Raw genomic sequence first — 20,812 nt, 5'->3', positions numbered from 1 at the left:
CTGGATCCGCGCGACGCAAAGGCGTTCGTCAATGCGCAGCAAGGCGAGTGGGTGGTTGTCTGTCATGGTTGGCTCCCTTTCAACCCGCCCAGCCTCGACACTTGCCCGGCGCAAGTCAAGGAACGCAGAAGAACCGATTGAAACAGTCTGCTACAAGCGCGGCACCGACCTCGTCGTTCAGGTGCAAATGATGACCGCCAGGCAGCTGTTCATGACTGAAGGGTAGACGCTCCAGCAACTCGGGGTGCTGGGCAAGCATGCCGTCGGCCGCCACCACCAGATGAGCAGGACAAGCGACCCGAGCCACGAAGGCCATGGCTTGTTCATCGGTCAGGCGCAGCGGTGAGGGCAAGGTCAGTCGGTTGTCGGTGCGCCAGGTGTAGCCCCCCGGCACCGGCATCAGCCCGCGCTGGGCCAACAGCTCGGCTGCCTCGCGACTGACCGCCACCAGCCCTTTCATACGGGCTTCGATGGCCCGGTCGAGGGTTTTGTAGACGGGTTTGCGTTTTTGTTGCAGTTCCAGCTGCGCTTGTAAGGCCATGCCCATGCGCTCCGCCGCATTGTCGCCTTTGGCCGTAGGAGGAATCACTCCATCAATCAAGCCCAAGTGCGTGATCCGCTCCGGCAAAGCGCCGGCCAACACCAGCGAAACAATCGCGCCCATGGAGTGCCCCAACAAGGCAAAACGCTTCAAGCCCAGTTGTTCGGCGACTTGCAGCACGTCATGCGCGTAGTCCCACAGGGCGTAGCCGGCGCCAGGCGGGCGGTGCCCGGAATGACCGTGACCGGCCATGTCCAGGGCAATGACTCGGACACCCTTCAGTCGGGGTGCCAGCCGGGCGAAACTGTTGGCATTGTCCAGCCAGCCATGCAAGGCGATCACCGGTCGGCCATCTTCCGGCCCGAACAGGTGGGCCGCCAGTTCGATGTGAGGCAGGCTCAGGCGAACCTCTTCGACGGCATTCATGCTCGCTGCCCTTCCCAGCGCTGGAGCAGGTCCTTGATCAAGGTGGCCGTCTCCTGGGGGTATTCGAGAGGAAACATGTGGCCGCCCGGCATGCTCAGGGATTCGCCCAAGGGCATGCGCCCCACCGAACGGGTGTGGTGACGCATTACCACCCGGCTCTGTCGGCCTCGCACCACCGCCAGCGGCACTTGTAGCTTTAGAGCCCGACCTGGGCTGGTGTGCGGCACGCCGCGATAGATGCTGATTTCCGTGGCCGGGTCGAAGCGCAGTCGCAACCGGTCGCCAATGGGCTGCAAGCCATGTTGCAGGTACGCTTCGAAGCATTCTGGATCGAAACCGCGAAACAGCGTCTTGCCGGCAAAATAGGCCCGCGCCGATTCGAGATCGTTGAACTCCTCGCGCCGGCCCAGAGTCCGCCCGGCCGGGGTCAGGCGATCGATGAAGCCCAGGCGCTTGGCGGCGAGGATCACCCAACGGTCCGCGCGGGTCAGCACCGGCGAATCAAGCATGACCACGCCCCGATACAGCCGAGGGCATCGCAACGCTGCGTGAAGGTGCAGTACGCCGCCTAGAGAGTGGCCCACGCCCCATACCGGCTCCGGTTGTTGTTCGAGGTGATGAATCAGTTCGTCCACCAGGTTGTTCCAGTTGTCATCCACCGGAAATCGCGGGTCATGGCCGTGCAGTTCAAGGTGCGCAACCTCGTATTGCGGCGCTAGCGCGGCAAAGAGCTTGCCGTAGGTGGCCGAAGGGAAACCGTTGGCGTGGGCGAAAAACACCTGTTGCGACATGTAGGCCGATCCATTGCGAGAACTGCGACCGATTGTGCGCAGAACCCGACGCTGGGGCAATGACCGTAACTGACAGGAATGATGACAGCTGGATTCAAGCTGCAAGCTGCAAGCCTCACGCTGCCAGTAAACGCAGGCCTGCTTCGCTTGTAGCTTGTAGCTTGTAGCTTTTAGCGCCCCGGCGGCTGCTCACCCAACGGTACCACCGCCATGGTCAAGCGCGACACGCAGTTGACCTTGCCGTCATCGTTGACCAGGCGGATGTCCCAGACTTGGGTGGTGCGGCCCAGGTGAACCGAGCGAGCCGTGGCCGTGACTCGCCCGCTGCGCACGCCGCGCAGGTGGTTGGCGTTGATCTCCAGACCGACGCAATAGAACTTGCTGGTATCCACGCACAGGTAGGCGGCCATGGAGCCGACCGTTTCGGCCAACACCACCGAAGCGCCGCCGTGCAGCAGGCCGAACGGTTGGTGGGTGCGGTGATCGACCACCATGCTGGCGGTCAGGGACTCGTCGTCGAACGACTCGAAACGGATGTCCAGCACTTCGCTGATGGTGTTCTTACCGGCAGCGTTCAACTGTTCGATGTTGGGGATGGTGCGCCACAGACTCATCGTTGCCCTTCCTTTTTGATTTTTATGTTCCGGCAAGTGGTTTTTCAGGGATGCTTAAGGCTTTCGAGCGTCATCGCACCGGCCAACGGCAGGTCACCTTCAAGCTCGGCCAGCCCAGCCGTTTGCACCTGCTCGGGCTGCTGCAAGTGACCGTGCTGCAACAAGCCCAGCAAGCTGCCCACCAGCGGGTTGTGGCTGACCAACAGCACGTCGTCCTGATCCTTCAGATGTTTCGGCACATCGGTCGGTCGGGTCTCGGGCGTCAGCCAGTCCACGGTAATCAGCTCAGGCTCGAACCCCAACGCTTCACGCACCAGTTGGGCGGTCTGTTGGGCGCGCACGTAGGGGCTGGCATAAATGACCCGCAACGGCTCGCCCATCAACCGACCGGCGCTGCGCAGCACTTCTTCGCGACCATGCACCGTCAATACCCGCTCCGGATCGGGACGAACGCCGTGGGGCTCGGCCTCACCATGACGCAATACCCATAGTTTCATAGCTTTGGCTCCTCGTCGCGGACTGGATGCGGCGCCGGCGCTACGGCATGAGGCGCTTCGCCTTCTGGTGTGCGTGGGGTTGGCCAGTCAGCGAATGGCCAGGGTTTCTGGTCGCTGTGGAACGTGCCGAAGCGGCCGATCTGCGCCAGGAACTGGCTCAGGCTGTCGCCGAAATTCATCAGGCCGGCGCTGGGTGCGCCGTAGATCAACCGGTAGATCAACTGTATCAGCACCACGGCGCCGAGGATGAATTGCGCCACCTGCCAGACCAGCAGGTAAATCACCATCCACAGCACACGCAGCAGGATGGATTCGTATCGAGGCTGCCCTTTCGGATCATTCATGGTTCGCTCCTGCTTGCGGTCAATAGAATCAGTTGAAACCGCTGGTGGAAATGAAATCGACGTCGGTCTTCGGTTCGCCACGCATCAACAGTTCGATCACCTGTTCCAGCGTCCGCCCTTCGAACAGAATCGCGTGCAACCCGGCGACCAATGGCATGTAGACGCCGGCCTCCTGGGACTTGGCCTTGAGCACCTTGAGCGTATTGACCCCCTCGGCCACTTCGCCCAGGCGCGACACCGCCTCATCCAGGCTCAGCCCTTGGCCGAGAGCAAAACCCACCTGGTAGTTGCGGCTCTTGGGCGAGGAACAGGTGACAATCAAATCGCCCACCCCGGCCAGCCCGAGGAAGGTCATCGGGTTGGCGCCCTGGCTGACGGCAAAGCGGGTCATTTCCGCCAGCGCCCGGGTGATCAGCATGCTCTTGGTGTTCTCACCCATGCCCAGCGCGACCGCCATGCCGGCGATGATTGCATAGACATTTTTCAACGCCCCGCCCAACTCCACGCCGAAACGGTCAGCACTGGCGTAGACCCGGAAGGTGCGGCCATGCAGTGCCGCCTGGACCCGCTGGCAGAGTTCTTCATCTTCGCTGGCGACCACGGTGGCGGTCAGTGCGTGTTCGGCGATCTCGCGCGCCAGGTTCGGCCCGGAAATCACGCCGATGCGCGCCTTGGGGGCGATCTCTTCGAGGATCTCGCTCATCAGCTTGAAGGTCTGTGCCTCGATGCCTTTGGTCAGACTCACCAGCAATTTGCCGCTCAAGCGTTCGGCATGCGCCGCCAATACCGAGCGCAAGGCGCTGGAGGGCAAGGCGACAAAGAACAGGTCGCTGCCCTCAAGTGTCGCCTGCAAGTCAGTGACGGGCTCCACTTCAGGCCGGACCTTGATGCCTTTGAGGTAACGCGGATTCTCCCGGTTCACGCGGATGGCCTCGGCCTGCTCCGGGTCACGCATCCATTGGCGTACCGCGTGGCCATTTTCCGCCAGCAGGTTGGCCACGGCGGTGCCGAAACTCCCGCCTCCCAGGACCGCAATCGGGCGCTGTTCAGTCATATGCAATCCGCTCTTCCGTACCAAGTGGCAATGCCAGGCATTATACGGAGCGGCCAGATCGCGACCAGCCCCGTTAGTAAATAGCCACAGCCGTAGGAGGCAGACCATCAATTTCCAGGAAAATGCTGTCAACGTGAATGGAAAAGTCGTTCGGCTCGGTTAACATGCCCGCCACCCTTCCTTTATCAAAGGCTGTGCCGTGCTCGCTGGCCCTTCCCGTTCAGGTTCACCACTGCTATTGGCGCTGATCATCAGTGCGCCAGTGATGGCCGACGACTTGTTCGTGGACAACCAGCCCTTGCCCCAGATACTGACCGCCACGCGCCTGAAACAATCGCCAGCGGCGGTGCCGGGCAGCATGACCGTGCTCGACAGCGAACTGATCAAGGCCAGCGGCGCCCGGGACATCAGCGAACTGTTGCGTCTGGTGCCGGGCATGATGGTCGGCAATCTCAGCGGCAACCAGGCCACGGCGAACTACCACGGCACCAGCGCCAGCGAAGCGCGACGCATGCAGGTGCTGATCGACGGCCGCTCGGTGTACCGCGCCGGCCTCGCGACGGTGGACTGGAGCGATATCCCAGTGGCCATGGAAGACATCGATCGGATCGAAGTCTTCCGCGGCCCCAACACCGTCAGCTACGGCGCCAACGCCCTGATGGCGGTGGTCAACATCATCACCCGCGCCCCGGTCGACAGCCACGGTACACGCTTGAAAATAACCCGGGGTCAGCGCGGGATCGGCGACTGGTACGCGAGCCAGGGCAGTGGCTGGGAGCACGGAGACTGGCGACTTTCACTGTCAGGCCAGGAAGACGACGGTTTTGACAGTGACCGCAACGGCGCAAACTACCGCGACAGCCGACGCCTGGACCGCTTCAACCTGTCGGTCAGCCAGACCCTGGACGAACGCCAGAGCATCGACTGGCAGTTGAACGCCAAGGACGGGACCAATCAACGTCCCTATACCTATCGCCCGGTTTTCGCCGGGATTACCGCGGCAGGTGACAACTCCGACGTCGTCGCCAAGGATTACGCCGGCTCGCTGCGTTGGAACCTGGACCTGAACCCCAATCACAGTCTTTATGTGCAAGGCTCGATCCAGCATTGGGATCGCCAACAAACCTGGCGCGCCTGTGACGCCGAGGTGTCCTTCAGCCCGCAATTGACCGATCTCTGGCAGCTCAACCCCCACTACGCCGAGAAGCTGGCACGCAACATTCCCAGCTTCCTCGGCACGGGTGCGCCTGCCGGCACGGCCCAGGAACAGGCGTTGGCCAATCAAGTGATCGACCAGTGGCGCAACGGCGCCTCGCGCACCCTGTGCGGCGACATCGACCAGAGCGCCCGGGAATCGCGCTATGACTTGGAAATCCAGGACACCTTGAGCCTGTCCGACAGCCTGCGGCTGGTCACCGGGGCGAATTATCGCTACGACCGCGCCGATTCCGAAACTTATTTCAACGGCACACTCGACGACACCACCTGGCGCTTGTTCGGCCAGCTCGAATGGCGAGCCAGCGAGCACTGGCTGTTGCAGGGCGGTGCAATGTTCGAAGACACGCGTCTGACCGGCAGCTCGCTGACCCCGCGCATGGCGGTCAACTACCTGATCACCCCGCGACACGGACTGCGGGCGGTGTACTCCGAGGCCGTACGCTCGCCGGACATGTTCGAGAACAATGTCAATTGGAGCTACCAGGTGACCAACCTGCGGCCCGCCGCGTTCGGCCAGGACAGCGCCCGTTATTTCGTCCGCACCCGCGGCCCGGGCAACCTGGAACAAGAGCACATGCGTTCCCGGGAGCTGGGCTACAACGGTTATTTCATGGACCTGGGCCTGGCGGTCGATGTGAAGCTGTTCCATGACGAAATCACCGGCATGATCAGCGAACCGCTGCGCAACAATCAGTACATCGCCAGCAACAGCAACAAATCGCAATTTACCGGCGCCGAGACCCAATTGGACTGGCGCGTGACCCGCGCCGATCGCCTGCGCCTGACCTACGCCTACGTTGACGCCCTGGCGAGCAATCCCCTCGATGAACAACTGACCGCCCGCAACAGCGGTTCGGCCGGCTGGCTCCGTGACTGGGGCCGAGGCTGGAACAGTGCGGTCTTCTATTACGCCGCTGATGCCCTCAATGGCTATCGCTACGAGCGGATCGACACCCGCCTCGCCCGGCGCATTCCCCTGGGCAAGGCCAGCCTGGAGCTGGCGGGCATCCTGCAACAACGTCTCGACGATCAGCCGACCACGTTCGTCGACAACCGCTACGACTCCCGTCATGTGCTGTATTTCAGCGCGGAGTTATCCTTCTAGATGTTGCGCGACCAACCCAGCAAGACGCCCTTTTGTGGCCGCCTGTGGTGGCTACTGTGCCTGGCGTTCGCTGGCCTGCTGGGCACCCTTGAGGCGCGGGCCGCCGAGATTCTGTTGACCGGCGCCCAGGACGGTCCCGGCGTGCAATCGTTTACCCAAGCCCTACAGGCCCGGCGTCCCCAGGACCGCGTGCGGTTTGCACTCCTGGCCAGCCTGCCGGCACCGGACCGTTTGCCCGCCGACATGCGCCTGGTCCTGCTGGACCTGCCGGGCCTCGACTGGCGCCTGCAAACGCCCAACGGGCCGGCCACCCTGGTGCTGCGGATCAGCCGCCAACAAGCCCGCGAGCGCCTCGGCGAGGCGACGCCCGATCAACTGAGCCTGCTCTGGAGCGATCCACCGATAGCCCGGCAATTGCGCCTGATTCGCAAGGTCCTGCCGCAAGTGCGGCGGGTCGGCGTGCTGTTCGACAGGCACAGCGAGTTTCTGCTCAAGGATCTTCGCCAGGCCGCGACGCCCCTGGGCCTGGAAATCGTCAGCGAACGCTGGGACGACACCAACGACAGCCGCCCTTTGCAAAGGCTGTTGGGCCAGAGCGATGTCTTGCTGGGCCTCGATGACCCCGACCTCTACAACCCCAAGACCGTGAAGAACGTGCTGCTCAGCAGTTATGCCCGACAACGGGCGCTGATCGGCCCAAGTGCCGCCTTCGTCAAGGCCGGCAGCCTGGCCAGCACCTACAGCGACCAGGAAGACTGGCTGGCGATTCTTGACGACCTGCTCGACCGCCCCACCGCCACTTGGCCACGCGCCTTGTATCCGGCCCGTTTCAAGATTCTGAGCAACCAGCAGGTCGCCCGCTCGCTGGGGATCGAACCGATTGACGCCGAATCCGTCGCTGCGCAGTTGGCAGAAGGAGAACATCGCCCATGACCTTGCGTCGCCGTTGGGACATCAATACCCGCACCCAGCTCATTGCGCTTGGCCCGGCTTTGTTGCTGACCGTGCTGTTGATCAGCTTTTTCACCTTCGTGCGTATCCAGGACCTGCGCCAGGAACTCAACCACACCGGGCAACTGATCGCCAACCAACTGGCCCCCGCGGCGGAATACGGTGTGATTTCCGGCAACAACGACGTACTGGAAAGCCTGCTCACGGCCACTCTCGCCACGCCACACGTGCGTTTCCTGGAAGTCCAGGATCGCTCGGAGCGGGTGCTTGTGTACGTCGAGCAACCCGCACAAACCGGCGGCCATTCCCGGCAGGTGGAGGTGTTCCAGGCCCCGGTTCGCCTGCAGCGCATTGCCCTGAACAATGATTTCCTGCAAAGCGCCGGCCCGTCCATCGAGATGCCCGGCGAGGACTATCTGGGCCGTGTCATCGTCGGCATGTCCAGCGAGGCCTTCAGCCAGCGCCAACAGGAAATCTTGCTCAAGGCGGCGATCCTGGCACTGTTTGCCCTGTTGTTCACCTTCCTGGTGGCGCGTCGCCTGGCGGCGAGCCTATCGCAGCCGATTCGCGACATCGGCAACGCGGTCAAGGCCATCCAGCAAGGCGACTACAGCACCCCACTGCCGATCGTCGACGACGGCGAACTGGGCGCGTTGTCGCGGCACATCAACAATCTGGCGGACGGTCTGGAACAAGCCAGCCGCGAACAGCACCAGGCCATGGCGCAACTGATCAAGACTCGGGAGGAAGCGGAAAAAGCCAACAGCGCCAAGTCGGAATTCCTGGCAATGATGAGCCATGAACTGCGCACGCCGATGAACGGTGTGCTGGGCATGCTGCAACTGCTCGAAACCACGCAGATGACCGATGAGCAGCAGGAGTACACCGCGCTGGCGTCGGAATCCACCGAGCACCTGTTGAAGGTGATCAACGACATCCTCGATTTCTCGCGCATCGAACGTTCGGCGCTGGAACTGGAACATATCCCCTTCAACTTGTCTGAACTGGTCGGCAGCTGTGCCCAATCGTTCCAGCACAGCGCCGCGCAACGCAAGCTGGGCCTGGACCTGCTGATCCCTGACGACATGAAGGTGCTGCGGGTACAAGGCGACCCGACGCGTATCCGACAGATACTGGTGAACCTGATCGGCAACGCACTGAAGTTCACCGACCAGGGGCGGGTCACCGTGCAATGCCAATGGCAGGCCCTGGATCACGAGTTGCTGTGGTTCACCTGCACGGTGCGCGACAGTGGCATCGGTATCCCAGCCGAGAGCCTGGAGCGAATGTTCGACGCTTTCCAACAGGCCGATAGTTCGATTTCCCGGCGCTACGGCGGCACGGGCCTGGGCCTGCCGATCGCCCGCACCCTGGCCGAACGCATGGGCGGCACGCTGCGTGCCCAGAGCCAGGAGGGCCAGGGCTCGGTGTTTACCTTGGAAATCCCGTTGGCCTTGTCGCGCCTGGCCCCGCCGATCTTGGTCCCGCGCCTGCCTGCTGGAAACGGCGATGGAGAAGGCCGCAACATCTTGCTGGTAGAAGACAACCCGGTGAACCAGACCGTGATCGAAGCGATGCTGCGCAGCCTGGGCTTCAAGGTGAGCGTTGCCACGGACGGCGCCCAGGCGGTACGCAGCGCCGAGAGCCTGATTTTCGAAGCGATCCTGATGGACTGCCGGCTGCCGGTGATCGATGGCTACGAAGCCACGCGCCAGATTCGCCAGTTGCCCGGCTGCGCCGAGGTGCCCATCATCGCGCTGACGGCCAACGCGTTGCAGGGCGACCGCGAAGCGTGCCTCGCGGCGGGCATGAACGATTACCTGGCAAAACCCTTCAAACGGGTTGACCTGCAGCAGATTCTGCAGCGTTGGGTGGGATGAATGCGGTCTCTTGGACGATCTGTGACTGGCGTGAAAAGCGAAAGTGCGGCAGTCTTAGGCACCCGGACACGCCTCGATCGGGAAAGGAATAACCATTTCAGTGCACAGGTGTACATTCATTTTCCCGTGTGCTGTGACTTTCACTACAACGCAATAGTCTATGAGTAGGCTGCCGACTCGAGGCATGAACGCTTCGATCGGCCGGGAAGATTTGCCCCACCCTGCCGCATGGGACTATTGAGGAGCTCGCATGACCAAACAAAACGCCTTTACTCGGGAAGATCTGCTGCGCTGCAGTCGCGGTGAGCTGTTCGGCCCAGGTAACGCGCAACTGCCCGCCCCGAACATGCTGATGGTGGATCGCATTACCCATATCAGCGAAGAGGGTGGCAAGTACGGCAAAGGTGAATTGGTCGCCGAGCTGGATATCACTCCGGACCTGTGGTTCTTCGCCTGTCACTTCGAAGGCGACCCGGTGATGCCGGGCTGCCTGGGCCTGGATGCCATGTGGCAACTGGTCGGCTTCTTCCTCGGCTGGCAGGGCCTGCCGGGTCGCGGTCGCGCCTTGGGCTCGGGCGAAGTGAAGTTCTTCGGTCAGGTTCTGCCGACCGCCAAGAAGATCACCTATAACATTCATATCAAACGCGTCCTCAAGGGCAAGCTGAACATGGCCATCGCCGATGGTTCGGTGGCTGTCGACGGTCGCGAGATCTACACCGCCGAAGGCCTTCGGGTCGGCGTTTTCACCTCCACTGACAACTTCTAAGGGTTATCCGCATGCGCCGCGTCGTTATCACTGGTCTGGGCATCGTTTCGTGCCTGGGCAATGACAAAGAGACCGTCTCCGCTAACCTGCGTGCAAGTCGCCCTGGCATCCGGTACAACCCGGAATATGCCGAAATGGGTCTGCGTAGCCAGGTTTCCGGCTCCATTGACCTCAACCTCGAAGAGCTGATCGATCGCAAGATCTACCGTTTCGTCGGCCATGCGGCGGCTTACGCCTACCTGGCCATGAAGGACGCCATCGCTGACTCCGGCCTGACCGAAGAGCAGGTGTCCAACCCGCGCACCGGCCTGATCGCCGGCTCCGGCGGCGCCTCGACCTTGAACCAGATGGAAGCGTTGGACATCCTGCGCGAGAAAGGCGTCAAGCGCGTAGGTCCGTACCGCGTCACGCGGACCATGAGCAGCACCGTTTCCGCCTGCCTGGCCACACCGTTCAAGATCAAGGGCCTGAACTATTCCATCGCCTCTGCCTGTGCCACCAGTGCCCACTGCATCGGTACTGCCATGGAACAGATCCAGATGGGCAAGCAGGACATCGTCTTTGCCGGTGGCGGCGAAGAAGAACATTGGAGCCAGTCGTTCCTGTTCGACGCGATGGGCGCCCTGTCCAGCAAGCGCAACGACACGCCGGAAAAAGCTTCCCGTGCCTACGATGCCGACCGTGATGGCTTCGTCATCGCCGGCGGTGGTGGCATGGTCGTGGTCGAGGAGCTGGAACACGCCCTCGCCCGTGGCGCAAAAATCTATGCGGAAATTGTCGGCTACGGCGCCACTTCGGACGGCTACGACATGGTTGCCCCGAGCGGTGAAGGCGCCGTGCGTTGCATGCAAATGGCGATGTCCACCGTCGATGCATCGATCGACTACTTGAACACCCACGGCACCTCGACCCCGGTCGGCGACGTTGCGGAAATGAAAGGCGTGCGTGAGGTGTTCGGTGACAAAGCACCGGCCATCAGCTCCACCAAGAGCCTGTCGGGTCACTCCCTGGGCGCCGCCGGCGTTCACGAAGCGATCTACTGCATGCTGATGATGGAAGGCAACTTCATGGCCGGTTCGGCCAACATCGACGAGCTGGACCCGGAAGTGGCGGACCTGCCGATCCTGACCAAGACTCGCGAAAACGCCACCATCAACACCGTGATGAGCAACAGCTTCGGCTTCGGTGGCACCAACGCCACCCTGGTCATGAAGCGCTGGCAGGGCTAGTAAGCCCCGCCGCTACGCCGCACACAAAAACGCCCCGACTGGTTCGGGGCGTTTTTTTGCCTGCTCAGTACGTGTTCAGCGCACGACAAACCGCTGCTGCGTCAGCAGTCGGTCACCCTGGAACACCATGAACCGCCACTCCCCCGGCACCACTTCATGGCTTTCGGTGAACTCATACGCCATCACGTCCTGAGGCGCGCCGGGCACCAGTTTCTGGATAACTTCGAACTTGTCGTGCCGCACGCCATCGGGAGTACGAATGCCCGGCGTGAAGTACAGCAGTGTCAACGGTTGGTCATCCGCGACCTTGCCCGCCAACTGATAGCGCATGCCAAATTTGGTGCCCAGCTTGGCCGGCACACTTTCGGTCTGACGGATCTGCTCGTTGCTGCGACGCAGGACTCGCTCGCCCGATTGCAACTCGGCTTGTGGCCCTTCAAACACGCCGTACTCCACCGGGCCTTCGACACGGACTTCCGCCTGGGCCAGGCCACAGGTCATCAACAGCGCGAGCAGCGCGCTTGGACGGGTGAGATGCATATTGCGCTCCTTGATTGAGATGAGCGCGAGGGTATGACGCCGGGGTGACAGGCTGATGACAAAGCCAATGCACCCTGCCACCGATAACTCGGGCAAATGGCTAACCTGTGGCGAGGGAGCTCAGCGGGCCACTGAGCGAGGCAATACCGCGAGGAAATTATCCCGCGCCACTTTCCTCGCCACGTCTTCCGGCAAGGCATCCAGGAACGGGGCAAAGCTGCGCAGCTCCTTACCCAGTTTGTTGAAGCGTCCTACCACATCAGACCCCAGCATGAAGCGCTCAGGGAAGCGCTCCACCAGCTTTACCCATTCAACCCTGGGCTTGCCCGCCTCGTCGAGCAAGTAAGGCGTGAGCATGCTCCAGGACAGGTCGATGAACAGGTTGGGGTAGGACTCGAGCATCCGCGTCAGCGTGGGCAGCAGGAAATCCAGCTGAGTCTGGTGCCGATGAATCTCCATGCTAGTGCCGGCATGGGCCCAAATGAACCGTGTGTGCGGATGATTACGCAACGGCTCTTCTATTTCCGCCAGGTAAAGCGGATTTCTCTCACGCTTGGACGTGATATTGGAATGCAGCATCACCGGCAGGTCGTTCTCGGCGGCCAGGTGATAGATCCGGGTCATGGCCTCGTTGTTAGCGCGGGGGGTGTCGCCGGAAGTCAGCGCCGTCAAGTCGTCATGGCGAGTGAACACTTCGCCGATGCCTTGCCACAGCCCAGGGTACAGATCGAGCATGCGCTGGATATGTGCAGCGGAATTCTTGTCGTTGGGGTTGAACCCGGACAGGAATGGATGGAAATACCGGCGTTGTTCGGCGGGCAGTTTGTTGACCGCCGCTGCGACAATCACGTCAGTGGCGCTGTACCAATAGGCGTCCGCATCATCACCGGCGTAGTAGCGAGGACGCTTGGGTTCATCCTCATGCCATTTCTTCGCCACCGGCACGCCGGAAATCATGACGTGCTCGATGCGGTTGTCGGCCATGGCCTTGAGCAGCTTGGGCATGCCGGCAGACTCCTGGAAGAAGTCAACATAATGCAGGTGCGCATCACTGTAGACATATTCACGAGCCACGGCGCCGCTGCTCGTAATGGCCAACAGGCAAGCGAAGATCAGACGGGGCGAAGGCACGAGCACTCTCCAAAAAAGCCATGAGCAGCATAGACCCGGCCGTCCCGCCCGGGTTCAAGCCGCCGCTGCCGCTCTCTGTAAGCTCGGGTTATGCTCTGCGCATTCGTCGTTCAACCTGGAAGCCCTCATGACCGCTCCCCTGATCGTTCGCCCCCGTGCAGAAGATGTGGAAGGCCAGCCCATTCTGCGGCCGCTGCCGTCCGCCAAATGCCGCAACGTCGGACCCTTCGTGTTTTTCGACCACATGCTGCAGACCGCCTACCCGGCCGATAAAGGCATGAACGTCCGCCAGCATCCGCATATTGGCCTGTCCACCCTCACCTACCTGTTCGAGGGAACACTCCAACACAAGGACAGCCTGGGTTCCGATCAGGTGGTGGAGGCTGGGGACGTCAGCTGGATGACGGCGGGCAGCGCCATCGCCCATGTCGAGCGCACCCCTGACTCATTGCTGGGCAGCGCCTTCGTCATGCATGGCCTGCAAGTCTGGTTGGCTTCGCCCAAGTCCCATGAGCAAGGGCCAGGGCACTACAGCCATCATCCGGGCCAGACCCTACCGGTCAGCAACAACCTGGGCGTCAGCATCCGCATGATTGCCGGGTCAGGCTTTTGCCTGGAGTCGCCGGTCCCGGTATTGTCGCCTACGCTGTATGCCGAACTGAACCTGCAAACCGCGACGACGCTGCTGATCCCGACCGAGCATGAAGAACGCGCACTGTATGTCCTGAGCGGCGAGGCGCAGTTGGACGGTGAACCGCTGGAGCCTCATTCGCTGGTGATACTGCCAGCGGGGGAAGAGATGGCGCTGTTTGCCGACAGCGATTGTCACGCCGTGCTGTTCGGCGGCGCTCCGCTGGACGGGCCACGGCGAATGAACTGGAATTTCGTTTCCAGCGACCCGGCTCGCATCGACGAAGCCCGCCGGCGCTGGGCGGCCGGGGACTGGCCGACGGTGCCGGGGGAAAGCGAGCGGATCGAATTGCCCTAGCTACACACCCAATAACTGTGGTGAGGGAGCTTGCTCCCTCACCACAGTTATTGGGTGGATTCAGCCCTTGAACACTTCATCCAGCAAATTATGCATCGACCGGAACGCGCGCCCGGCGACCTTGGCGTTGTACATCATTTTGCCAGGCACATTGGCTTGTGGATCGGTGAAAGAGTGCACCGCGCCGCCATAGCTGAGCAATTGCCAGTCCACACCAGCGGCGCTCATCTCAGCTTCGAACGCGGGCAGTTGTTCCTTCGGCACCAGCGGGTCGGACGCGCCATGCATCACCAACACCGCGCCCTTGATATTTTGCGCATCGGCCGGGTCCGGTGTATCCAGGGTGCCGTGAAAGGAAATGGTGGCCTTCAGCGGCGCACCGCTTCGCGCCAGTTCCAGGGCGCAGCAGCCACCGAAGCAGAAGCCGAACGTGGCCAGTCTCGCCGTATCGACCTCTGCGTCACCCTGGCTCTGCAGTTGTTCGAACGCGGCCTGCATGCGCTTGCGCAACAAGGCCCGGTCGTTCTTGAGCGGCATCATCGCCGCCCCGGCCTCATCGGCATTGCTCGGGCGCACCGTTTGCCCGTACAGGTCGGCGATCAACACCACATAACCATTAGCCGCCACCGATCTGGCGATGTCTTCGGCACCCGCCCCGACACCCATCCAGTTCGGCGCCATCAGCAAACCCGGACGCGGGCCCTGCTGGTTGACGTCGAAGGCCAGACGACCTTCATAACTTTGACCATCGATCTGATAGACCAGCGAACGAACCGTAACCTCACTCATGACGGACTCCTTTTTGACTGAACACCAGAAATGACAAAACCCGCCGAAGCGGGTTTTGTCTCACTTGATCAAGCTGACAGTTCAACCAGCAGCTTGTTCAGGCGACGGACATATGCCGCCGGGTCCTTCAAGCTGTCGCCGGCCGCCAGGGCGGCCTGGTCGAAGAGGATGTGCGACAAGTCGCCGAAACGCTCTTCGCTCTGCTCGTTATCGAGCTTCTCCACCAGCGGGTGAGCCGGGTTGAATTCGAAGATCGGCTTGGAATCCGGGACCTTCTGGCCGCTGGCTTCGAGGATCTGACGCATCTGCAAACCGAGGTCCTGTTCACCGATAGCCAGGATCGCCGGAGAATCGGTCAGGCGGTGGGAAACACGCACTTCGCTAACGGCATCGCCGAGGGCCGTCTTGATCCGCTCGACCAAGCCTTCCTTGCTCTTGGCGACTTCTTCGGCGGCTTTCTTGTCTTCTTCCGAATCCAGGTTGCCGAGGTCCAGGTCGCCACGGGCCACGTCGACGAAACTCTTGCCGTCGAACTCGTTGAGGTAGCTCATCAGCCACTCATCGATGCGGTCGGTCAACAGCAGCACTTCGATGCCTTTTTTGCGGAAGACTTCCAGGTGCGGGCTGTTTTTCACCTGTGCATAAGTTTCACCGGTGAGGAAGTAGATCTTGTCCTGGCCTTCCTTGGCGCGAGCCAGGTAATCGGCCAAGCCAACGATCTGCTCGCCATCGTCACCCTGGGTGGATGCAAAGCGCAGCAGGCCGGCGATTTTCTCTTTGTTGGCGAAGTCCTCGGCGGGGCCTTCTTTCATCACCTGGCCGAAGTTCTTCCAGAAGCTCTTGTATTGCTCCGGCTCGTTCTTGGCCAGTTTTTCCAGCATGTCCAAGACGCGCTTGGTCAGCGCCGACTTCATGGAGTCGATGATCGGGTCTTTCTGCAGGATTTCCCGCGAGACGTTCAGCGACAGGTCATTGGAGTCCACCACACCCTTGATGAAGCGCAGGTAAAGCGGCAGGAACGACTCGGCCTGGTCCATGACGAACACACGCTGCACGTACAGTTTCAGGCCGCGTGGCGCTTCACGCTGGTACAGATCGAACGGCGCACGGGCCGGCACGTACAACAGCGAGTTGTATTCCAGCTTGCCTTCGACCTTGTTATGGCTCCAGCTCAGCGGATTCTCGTAGTCGTGGGCGATGTGCTTGTAGAACTCCTGGTATTCCTCGTCCGTAACCTCAGTGCGCGGACGGGTCCACAGGGCACTGGCGCGGTTGACAGTCTCCCATTCCACTTCAGGCTTTTCTTCGCCCTCGGCAGCGGTGACTTCCTTCGGCAGCTCGATCGGCAGCGCGATGTGGTCGGAGTATTTCTTGATGATGTTGCGCAGGCGCCAGCCATCGGCAAACTCGTCTTCGCCGGACTTGAGGTGCAGCACGATGCGGGTGCCCCGATCAGCCTTGTCGACGGTGGCGACTTCAAATTCGCCCTCGCCCTTGGACGACCAATGCACGCCTTCGCTCGCAGCGAGGCCGGCACGGCGGCTGAACACTTCGACCTGATCGGCGACGATGAATGCGGAATAGAAACCGACGCCGAACTGGCCGATCAGGTGGGAATCTTTCTTCTGGTCGCCGGACAGGTTTTTCATGAAGTCGGCGGTGCCCGACTTGGCGATGGTGCCCAGGTGCGTGATCACCTCTTCGCGGCTCATGCCGATGCCATTGTCTTCGAGGGTGACGGTTTTCGCGTCCTTGTTGAAGCTCACACGGATCTTCAGCTCAGCACCGCCCTCCAGCAGCTCTGGCTTGGACAGTGCTTCAAAACGTAACTTGTCGACAGCGTCAGAGGCGTTCGAGATCAGCTCGCGAAGGAAAATTTCCTTATTCGAATACAGCGAGTGAATCATCAGGTGCAGCAGTTGCTTCACCTCGGTCTGGAAGCCCAGGGTTTCCTTTTGAGTTTCCACGCTCATGGTCATCAAACTCCAAGTGGATGGTGGTGTCCGCCTCGCAGAGATTGGCGGCGGGATGTCCTGAAGGTGGGGGCAACGGTGATGATTTCAAGGGCCGGTCGGCTTGGAAGGCGCAGGGATCTTGAAATGGGCCCGCGCCGTTGCAATAGGCTCGGCCTCACTTTCCTGCCAAGCAGTGATCGCCACGTTGGCCACGCGCCGCCCCTGGCGCCATACCTGGCATTTGGCATAGGTGTCGCGAAACTGCCCGGCGCGCAGGTAATCCAGGGAAAAATCGATGATCTTCGGCACGCCCGGCGCACGGGTGGCGATCAGCAGATGAACGGCAGCCGACAACTCCATGAAACCGGCGATCACACCGCCATGAATGGCTGGCAGCAAAGGGTTACCAATGTTGTCCTTGTTGGCCGGCAGGCAAAACAGCAGTTCGTCGCCCTGTCGCGTGCATTCAATGCCAATCAGCTGCGCATAGGGAATCGAAGCGAGCAGCAGCGCGTAGTCGCCCTGTTCGCAGGCGCGGCGCAGTTGTTCCTCGGTGATGTCGGTCATGGCTGGGCCACGGCGGTCATCGGGCCGCCCTTCCCCATTCCCCGAGCATGCTCGCCCAGGCGCATGAACGTGCCCACCACATGAGCGATGGGTTGCCCGGGGTCGTCCTGGTAGGCGAAACCGCGAGAGAAGATCACATCCGGAGTCACCCGGTAGCATTGAGCGAAGCCGTAGACGTCCTTGTGGGGCTCGGCGGCGTGCATGTAATCGATGCGCAAGTCGAGGGTGGGACAGACTTCGAATTGCGCAAGCACGCATAAGGTCGACATGCCGCAGGCGGTGTCCATCAATGAAGTCAACGCGCCACCATGGATGATGCCCGTCAGCGGGTTGCCGACGATTTGCGGGCTGAACGGAAGGATGACCGTCAGCCCATCACAACTGGCGCTGTGCAACTTCAAGCCCAGGACCTGACAATGCCGCAGCGCGGATAAAAAACGTGTCGCACGCTCAAAAACGGGATCTTCAGCCATGTTCATCAATGCCCTTGTTTGTTGATAGGCCTGGCAACAGGCGGGTGCGCTAAAGTTCCGCAACCTTGCAAAGTTATATATCTGTCGCAAAAGAGGAACTTAACCTGAGGGGGGTTGCTCAAAAGGCCAGTAGTTATTTCCATAAGGAGAAACACCCCATGCGTAAGACTTTTGCTATTGCCTTGATGTTGGCCGCCTCCCTCGGTCTCGCTGCCTGCGATAAAAAATCCGAGGACAAAGCTCAAGATGCCAACCAACACGCTGAGCAAGCTCAGCAAGACATGAACAAAGCACAGGATAAAGTGAACGACGCGGCGAAAGAAAACGCCGAAGCCGCCAAAGCTCAGTCTGAATCGAACAGCGCCGCCCAGCAGGAACAAGCCCCTGCTACCGCGCCTAAAACCAACTGATACGGTTTTAGCAGTAAAAGAAAACCCGCCTGGAGCGGGTTTTCTTTTGCCTGCAATTTGGGTGGCTCAACGCTTCATCACGCGGTTTCCTTGCCGGCGTCCGACGTTGGCGCTTCGGTAGGCGTATAGACCATTACATCCAGTACATCCGAATGAAACTCGCGCTGATACAGCACAAACACCACACCGGCGCTCATCAACATGAATAACACGGGGCTGACGAACCACGCCAACATGGTCATGCCGAAATAATAAGCGCGCAGGCCGAAGTTGAACTGGTTGGCCGCCATGGAGATGACCCGTGCCGCTCTTGATGCAAAGGCCTTGCGCTCTTGCTCGGACACATGTCGTTCACCGATCATCGGCGCCGAACCCACCAGGACCGCGGCAAAGTTGTACTGGCGCATGCACCAACTGAACGTGAAGAACGCATACACAAATACCAGCGCCAGGCACAGCAGCTTCACCTCTGCCATGCCTTGGGAAGCCTGCTGCACCAGTGGCAGGTCCGCGAGCAACGACACCGCACGGTCCGACGCGCCCAATACCGTGAGGATACCGGCAAGGATAATCAGCGTACTGGAGGCGAAGAACGACGCGTTGCGCTCAAGGTTACCAATCACGCTGGCATCGGCGATGCGGTTATCGCGCAGCAACATGCGACGCATCCAATCTTCCCGGTACAGGTGCATTACGCTGGCCAGGCACGCCGTATCGCGCGCTTTCCAGGAAGCGTAACGGGTGTAGCCAGCCCAGCAGATAATGAACCATACGGCGGCGAGAAGATGAATCAGGTTGGCTTGGATGAATGACATGCAATTCCCTGTATGACAATAACGAACGCTGGAACCGTGTTTGCGGACTCAGGACACTCCATTCGACGCTAGCTCAAGGAAAAAGACACTGCACCCATAAAAAATGCCCCGTATCGATTGATACGGGGCATTTCGTTCTACGGGTTAGCCTGTTCGAAGCCGCTTAAGCCAGTGCTTCGCTGCGCTTGCCCAATAACCGATCGCAGACCACCGCGACCACGAGGGTCATGACCGAAGGCACCAGCCAGGCCAGGCCCTGATCGCTCAGCGGCAGGTGGGCCAGCTGCGTCGGCAGCCAATCCGCCAACCCGGCGCCCTTGAGAGCGTCGATCAAGCCGAACAGGAACGACACCAGCATGACCGGGCCGACGATGCGCCCCTGCTCGTGCCAGAAGTCCTTGCAGAAGCTCAGGGCAACCAGAACGATGCAGGGTGGATAGATCGCCGTCAGCAACGGAATCGAGAAGGCGATCAGCTTGGTCAGGCCGAGGTTGGAGACCAGCAGCGAGAACGCCGCCAGGATGATCACCAGCGTCTTGTACGACAGCGGCAGGACGCGGCTGAAGTATTCGGCACAGGCGCAGGTCAGGCCGACCGCAGTCACCAGGCACGCCAGGGAGATCAGTACCGCGAGGAAACCGCTGCCCAGGCTGCCGAACGTGTGTTGCACGTAGGCATGCAGCACGGCCGCGCCATTGGTTGCGCCCGCCGCGACTTCGTGGCTGCCGGAGCCCAGGCGGAACAGGCTGACGTAGACCAGCGCCAGGCCCACTCCGGCGATCAGCCCGGCGATGATCGCGTAGCGGGTGATCAAGGCAGGCGACTCCACGCCTCGGGAACGGATCGCGTTGACGATGACGATGCCGAATACCAGGGCACCGAGGGTATCCATGGTCAGGTAGCCATTGATGAAGCCCTGGGAAAACGGCGCCGCCACGTATTGCGGTGTCGCCACGCCGATATCGCCGGCAGGCAAGGCAAACGCGGCGATGCCGAGCACGGCCAGGGCGATGATCTTCAGCGGGGCGAGAAAGCGCCCGACGGTGTCCAGCAAGCGGCCCGGATAGAGCGAGATGAAGAACACCAGCAGGAAGTACGCCGCGCTATAAAGAAACAGCGCCAGCGGACTCTCGCCGGTCAGCGGTGCCAGGCCGACTTCGAACGAGACCGTGGCGGTGCGCGGTGTGGCAAACAGCGGGCCGACAGCCAGGTAGCACACCGCCGCCAGCAAACCACCGGCGATCTTGCCGATAGGGCTGCTCAAGGCATCCATCGCCCCGCCGACCTTGGCCAGCGCAACGACGGTGATCACCGGCAGCCCGACCGCGGTGATCAAAAAGCCCAGCGCCGCCATCCAGACATGCGGCCCGGACTGCAAACCAACGATAGGCGGGAAGATGATATTGCCAGCCCCGACGAACAGGGCAAATGTCATGAAACCAAGCGCCAGGATGTCCTGGCCTTTCAATACTTTCATTAAGGAAACCACACTACTGAATCGGAATTTAGAGAGGGATTTCCCTGAAGGGTGAGGGAAATGCTGCCGATCCGTATGGGACCAACCCGTTTAGCGCGTCGTTTCCTTGTGGGCCGCGATCGCAAAATGGCCGCCAGACTAACGAATCTGGGTGAAAAACGCACTGTTACAGGGCGAACTATCCGATACACGACATTTCCTTGTCGCGTTTACGTAATAAAAGCAGCTGCAGGCTACAAGTTTCGAGCTGC

Annotated in this window: 21 protein-coding genes; 7 read left to right on the top strand and 14 right to left on the bottom strand. The window is 61.1% G+C overall.

The window, feature by feature from the left end:
* Positions 1–115: 115 nt before the first annotated feature.
* The 6 genes from J3P95_RS08250 to J3P95_RS08225 all read right to left on the bottom strand — a co-directional run bounded on the left by J3P95_RS08250 (position 116) and on the right by J3P95_RS08225 (position 4,267).
* A complete protein-coding gene (locus J3P95_RS08250) occupies positions 116–967 on the bottom strand; it encodes an alpha/beta fold hydrolase (RefSeq protein ID WP_434562029.1) in 852 nt (283 codons plus the stop codon).
* On the bottom strand, positions 964–1,758 hold the full coding sequence (locus tag J3P95_RS08245; RefSeq protein WP_434577890.1) for an alpha/beta fold hydrolase: 795 nt from the start codon (positions 1,756–1,758) through the stop codon (positions 964–966). Before J3P95_RS08245 ends, J3P95_RS08250 begins: the two co-directional genes overlap by 4 nt.
* A gap of 170 nt (positions 1,759–1,928) precedes the next feature.
* Positions 1,929–2,372, bottom strand: coding sequence for a hotdog fold thioesterase (locus tag J3P95_RS08240; protein ID WP_434562025.1), 444 nt, complete (start codon positions 2,370–2,372; stop codon positions 1,929–1,931).
* Positions 2,373–2,416: 44 nt separating this feature from the next.
* On the bottom strand, positions 2,417–2,869 hold the full coding sequence (gene sixA, locus J3P95_RS08235; protein WP_434577892.1) for a phosphohistidine phosphatase SixA: 453 nt from the start codon (positions 2,867–2,869) through the stop codon (positions 2,417–2,419).
* Positions 2,866–3,213 (bottom strand): DUF4389 domain-containing protein, encoded by a 348-nt coding sequence (locus J3P95_RS08230; protein ID WP_434577894.1) that lies wholly within the window; start codon positions 3,211–3,213, stop codon positions 2,866–2,868. The genes sixA and J3P95_RS08230 overlap by 4 nt, the downstream gene beginning before the upstream one ends.
* A gap of 28 nt (positions 3,214–3,241) precedes the next feature.
* On the bottom strand, positions 3,242–4,267 hold the full coding sequence (locus J3P95_RS08225; RefSeq protein WP_434562019.1) for an NAD(P)H-dependent glycerol-3-phosphate dehydrogenase: 1,026 nt from the start codon (positions 4,265–4,267) through the stop codon (positions 3,242–3,244).
* A gap of 265 nt (positions 4,268–4,532) precedes the next feature.
* Here J3P95_RS08225 and J3P95_RS08220 point away from each other — a divergent pair, with 265 nt between their 5' ends.
* From J3P95_RS08220 to fabB, 5 genes are all read left to right on the top strand, one after another.
* On the top strand, positions 4,533–6,590 hold the full coding sequence (locus tag J3P95_RS08220; protein ID WP_434581259.1) for a TonB-dependent receptor plug domain-containing protein: 2,058 nt from the start codon (positions 4,533–4,535) through the stop codon (positions 6,588–6,590).
* Entirely contained in the window at positions 6,591–7,523 is a 933-nt protein-coding gene (locus J3P95_RS08215) for an ABC transporter substrate-binding protein (protein ID WP_434577896.1), read from the top strand.
* The gene (locus tag J3P95_RS08210; protein ID WP_434577897.1) at positions 7,520–9,421 is read left to right on the top strand and encodes an ATP-binding protein; all 1,902 of its coding nucleotides are present in this window, start codon (positions 7,520–7,522) and stop codon (positions 9,419–9,421) included. The genes J3P95_RS08215 and J3P95_RS08210 overlap by 4 nt, the downstream gene beginning before the upstream one ends.
* Positions 9,422–9,671: 250 nt before the next feature.
* Positions 9,672–10,187 (top strand): 3-hydroxyacyl-[acyl-carrier-protein] dehydratase FabA, encoded by a 516-nt coding sequence (fabA, locus tag J3P95_RS08205; RefSeq protein WP_003204400.1) that lies wholly within the window; start codon positions 9,672–9,674, stop codon positions 10,185–10,187.
* Positions 10,188–10,198: 11 nt separating this feature from the next.
* The gene (fabB, locus tag J3P95_RS08200) at positions 10,199–11,416 is read left to right on the top strand and encodes a beta-ketoacyl-ACP synthase I (RefSeq protein ID WP_434562013.1); all 1,218 of its coding nucleotides are present in this window, start codon (positions 10,199–10,201) and stop codon (positions 11,414–11,416) included.
* Positions 11,417–11,491: 75 nt separating this feature from the next.
* Here the strand turns inward: fabB and J3P95_RS08195 are convergent, their stop codons facing one another.
* Together J3P95_RS08195 and J3P95_RS08190 are read right to left on the bottom strand one after the other, a co-directional pair.
* The gene (locus J3P95_RS08195) at positions 11,492–11,956 is read right to left on the bottom strand and encodes a DUF3859 domain-containing protein (RefSeq protein WP_186611576.1); all 465 of its coding nucleotides are present in this window, start codon (positions 11,954–11,956) and stop codon (positions 11,492–11,494) included.
* 120 nt (positions 11,957–12,076) lie between these two features.
* Positions 12,077–13,093, bottom strand: coding sequence for an amidohydrolase family protein (locus J3P95_RS08190; RefSeq protein ID WP_434562011.1), 1,017 nt, complete (start codon positions 13,091–13,093; stop codon positions 12,077–12,079).
* Positions 13,094–13,214: 121 nt separating this feature from the next.
* On the opposite strand from J3P95_RS08190, the gene J3P95_RS08185 reads away from it, so the two are divergent.
* Positions 13,215–14,075, top strand: coding sequence for a pirin family protein (locus tag J3P95_RS08185; RefSeq protein WP_434577899.1), 861 nt, complete (start codon positions 13,215–13,217; stop codon positions 14,073–14,075).
* 60 nt (positions 14,076–14,135) lie between these two features.
* On the opposite strand, the gene J3P95_RS08180 is transcribed toward J3P95_RS08185, so the two are convergent.
* From J3P95_RS08180 to J3P95_RS08165, 4 genes are all read right to left on the bottom strand, one after another.
* Complete coding sequence (locus J3P95_RS08180) at positions 14,136–14,864, bottom strand: dienelactone hydrolase family protein (RefSeq protein ID WP_434562007.1); 729 nt, start codon at positions 14,862–14,864, stop codon at positions 14,136–14,138.
* Positions 14,865–14,932: 68 nt separating this feature from the next.
* Complete coding sequence (gene htpG, locus J3P95_RS08175; RefSeq protein ID WP_434577901.1) at positions 14,933–16,837, bottom strand: molecular chaperone HtpG; 1,905 nt, start codon at positions 16,835–16,837, stop codon at positions 14,933–14,935.
* An 87-nt stretch (positions 16,838–16,924) separates the two neighbouring features.
* On the bottom strand, positions 16,925–17,386 hold the full coding sequence (locus J3P95_RS08170) for a PaaI family thioesterase (protein ID WP_434562003.1): 462 nt from the start codon (positions 17,384–17,386) through the stop codon (positions 16,925–16,927).
* A complete protein-coding gene (locus J3P95_RS08165; protein WP_434562001.1) occupies positions 17,383–17,859 on the bottom strand; it encodes a PaaI family thioesterase in 477 nt (158 codons plus the stop codon). Before J3P95_RS08165 ends, J3P95_RS08170 begins: the two co-directional genes overlap by 4 nt.
* A gap of 158 nt (positions 17,860–18,017) precedes the next feature.
* Here J3P95_RS08165 and J3P95_RS08160 point away from each other — a divergent pair, with 158 nt between their 5' ends.
* On the top strand, positions 18,018–18,269 hold the full coding sequence (locus tag J3P95_RS08160; RefSeq protein WP_030138335.1) for a hypothetical protein: 252 nt from the start codon (positions 18,018–18,020) through the stop codon (positions 18,267–18,269).
* Positions 18,270–18,346: 77 nt separating this feature from the next.
* Here J3P95_RS08160 and J3P95_RS08155 read toward each other — a convergent pair whose 3' ends face one another.
* Both J3P95_RS08155 and brnQ read right to left on the bottom strand, forming a co-directional pair.
* Positions 18,347–19,084, bottom strand: coding sequence for a DUF599 domain-containing protein (locus J3P95_RS08155; protein ID WP_434561999.1), 738 nt, complete (start codon positions 19,082–19,084; stop codon positions 18,347–18,349).
* A 163-nt stretch (positions 19,085–19,247) separates the two neighbouring features.
* Positions 19,248–20,561 (bottom strand): branched-chain amino acid transport system II carrier protein, encoded by a 1,314-nt coding sequence (gene brnQ, locus J3P95_RS08150; RefSeq protein ID WP_434577903.1) that lies wholly within the window; start codon positions 20,559–20,561, stop codon positions 19,248–19,250.
* Between the last annotated feature and the right edge of the window lie 251 nt (positions 20,562–20,812).

This window comes from Pseudomonas sp. Z5-35, assembly GCF_051131945.1.
GTDB classification, from domain to species: Bacteria; Pseudomonadota; Gammaproteobacteria; order Pseudomonadales; family Pseudomonadaceae; genus Aquipseudomonas; species Aquipseudomonas marvdashtae.
Note: the sequence above shows the minus strand (reverse complement) of the source record. Positions and strands in the feature narration are given on the sequence as shown.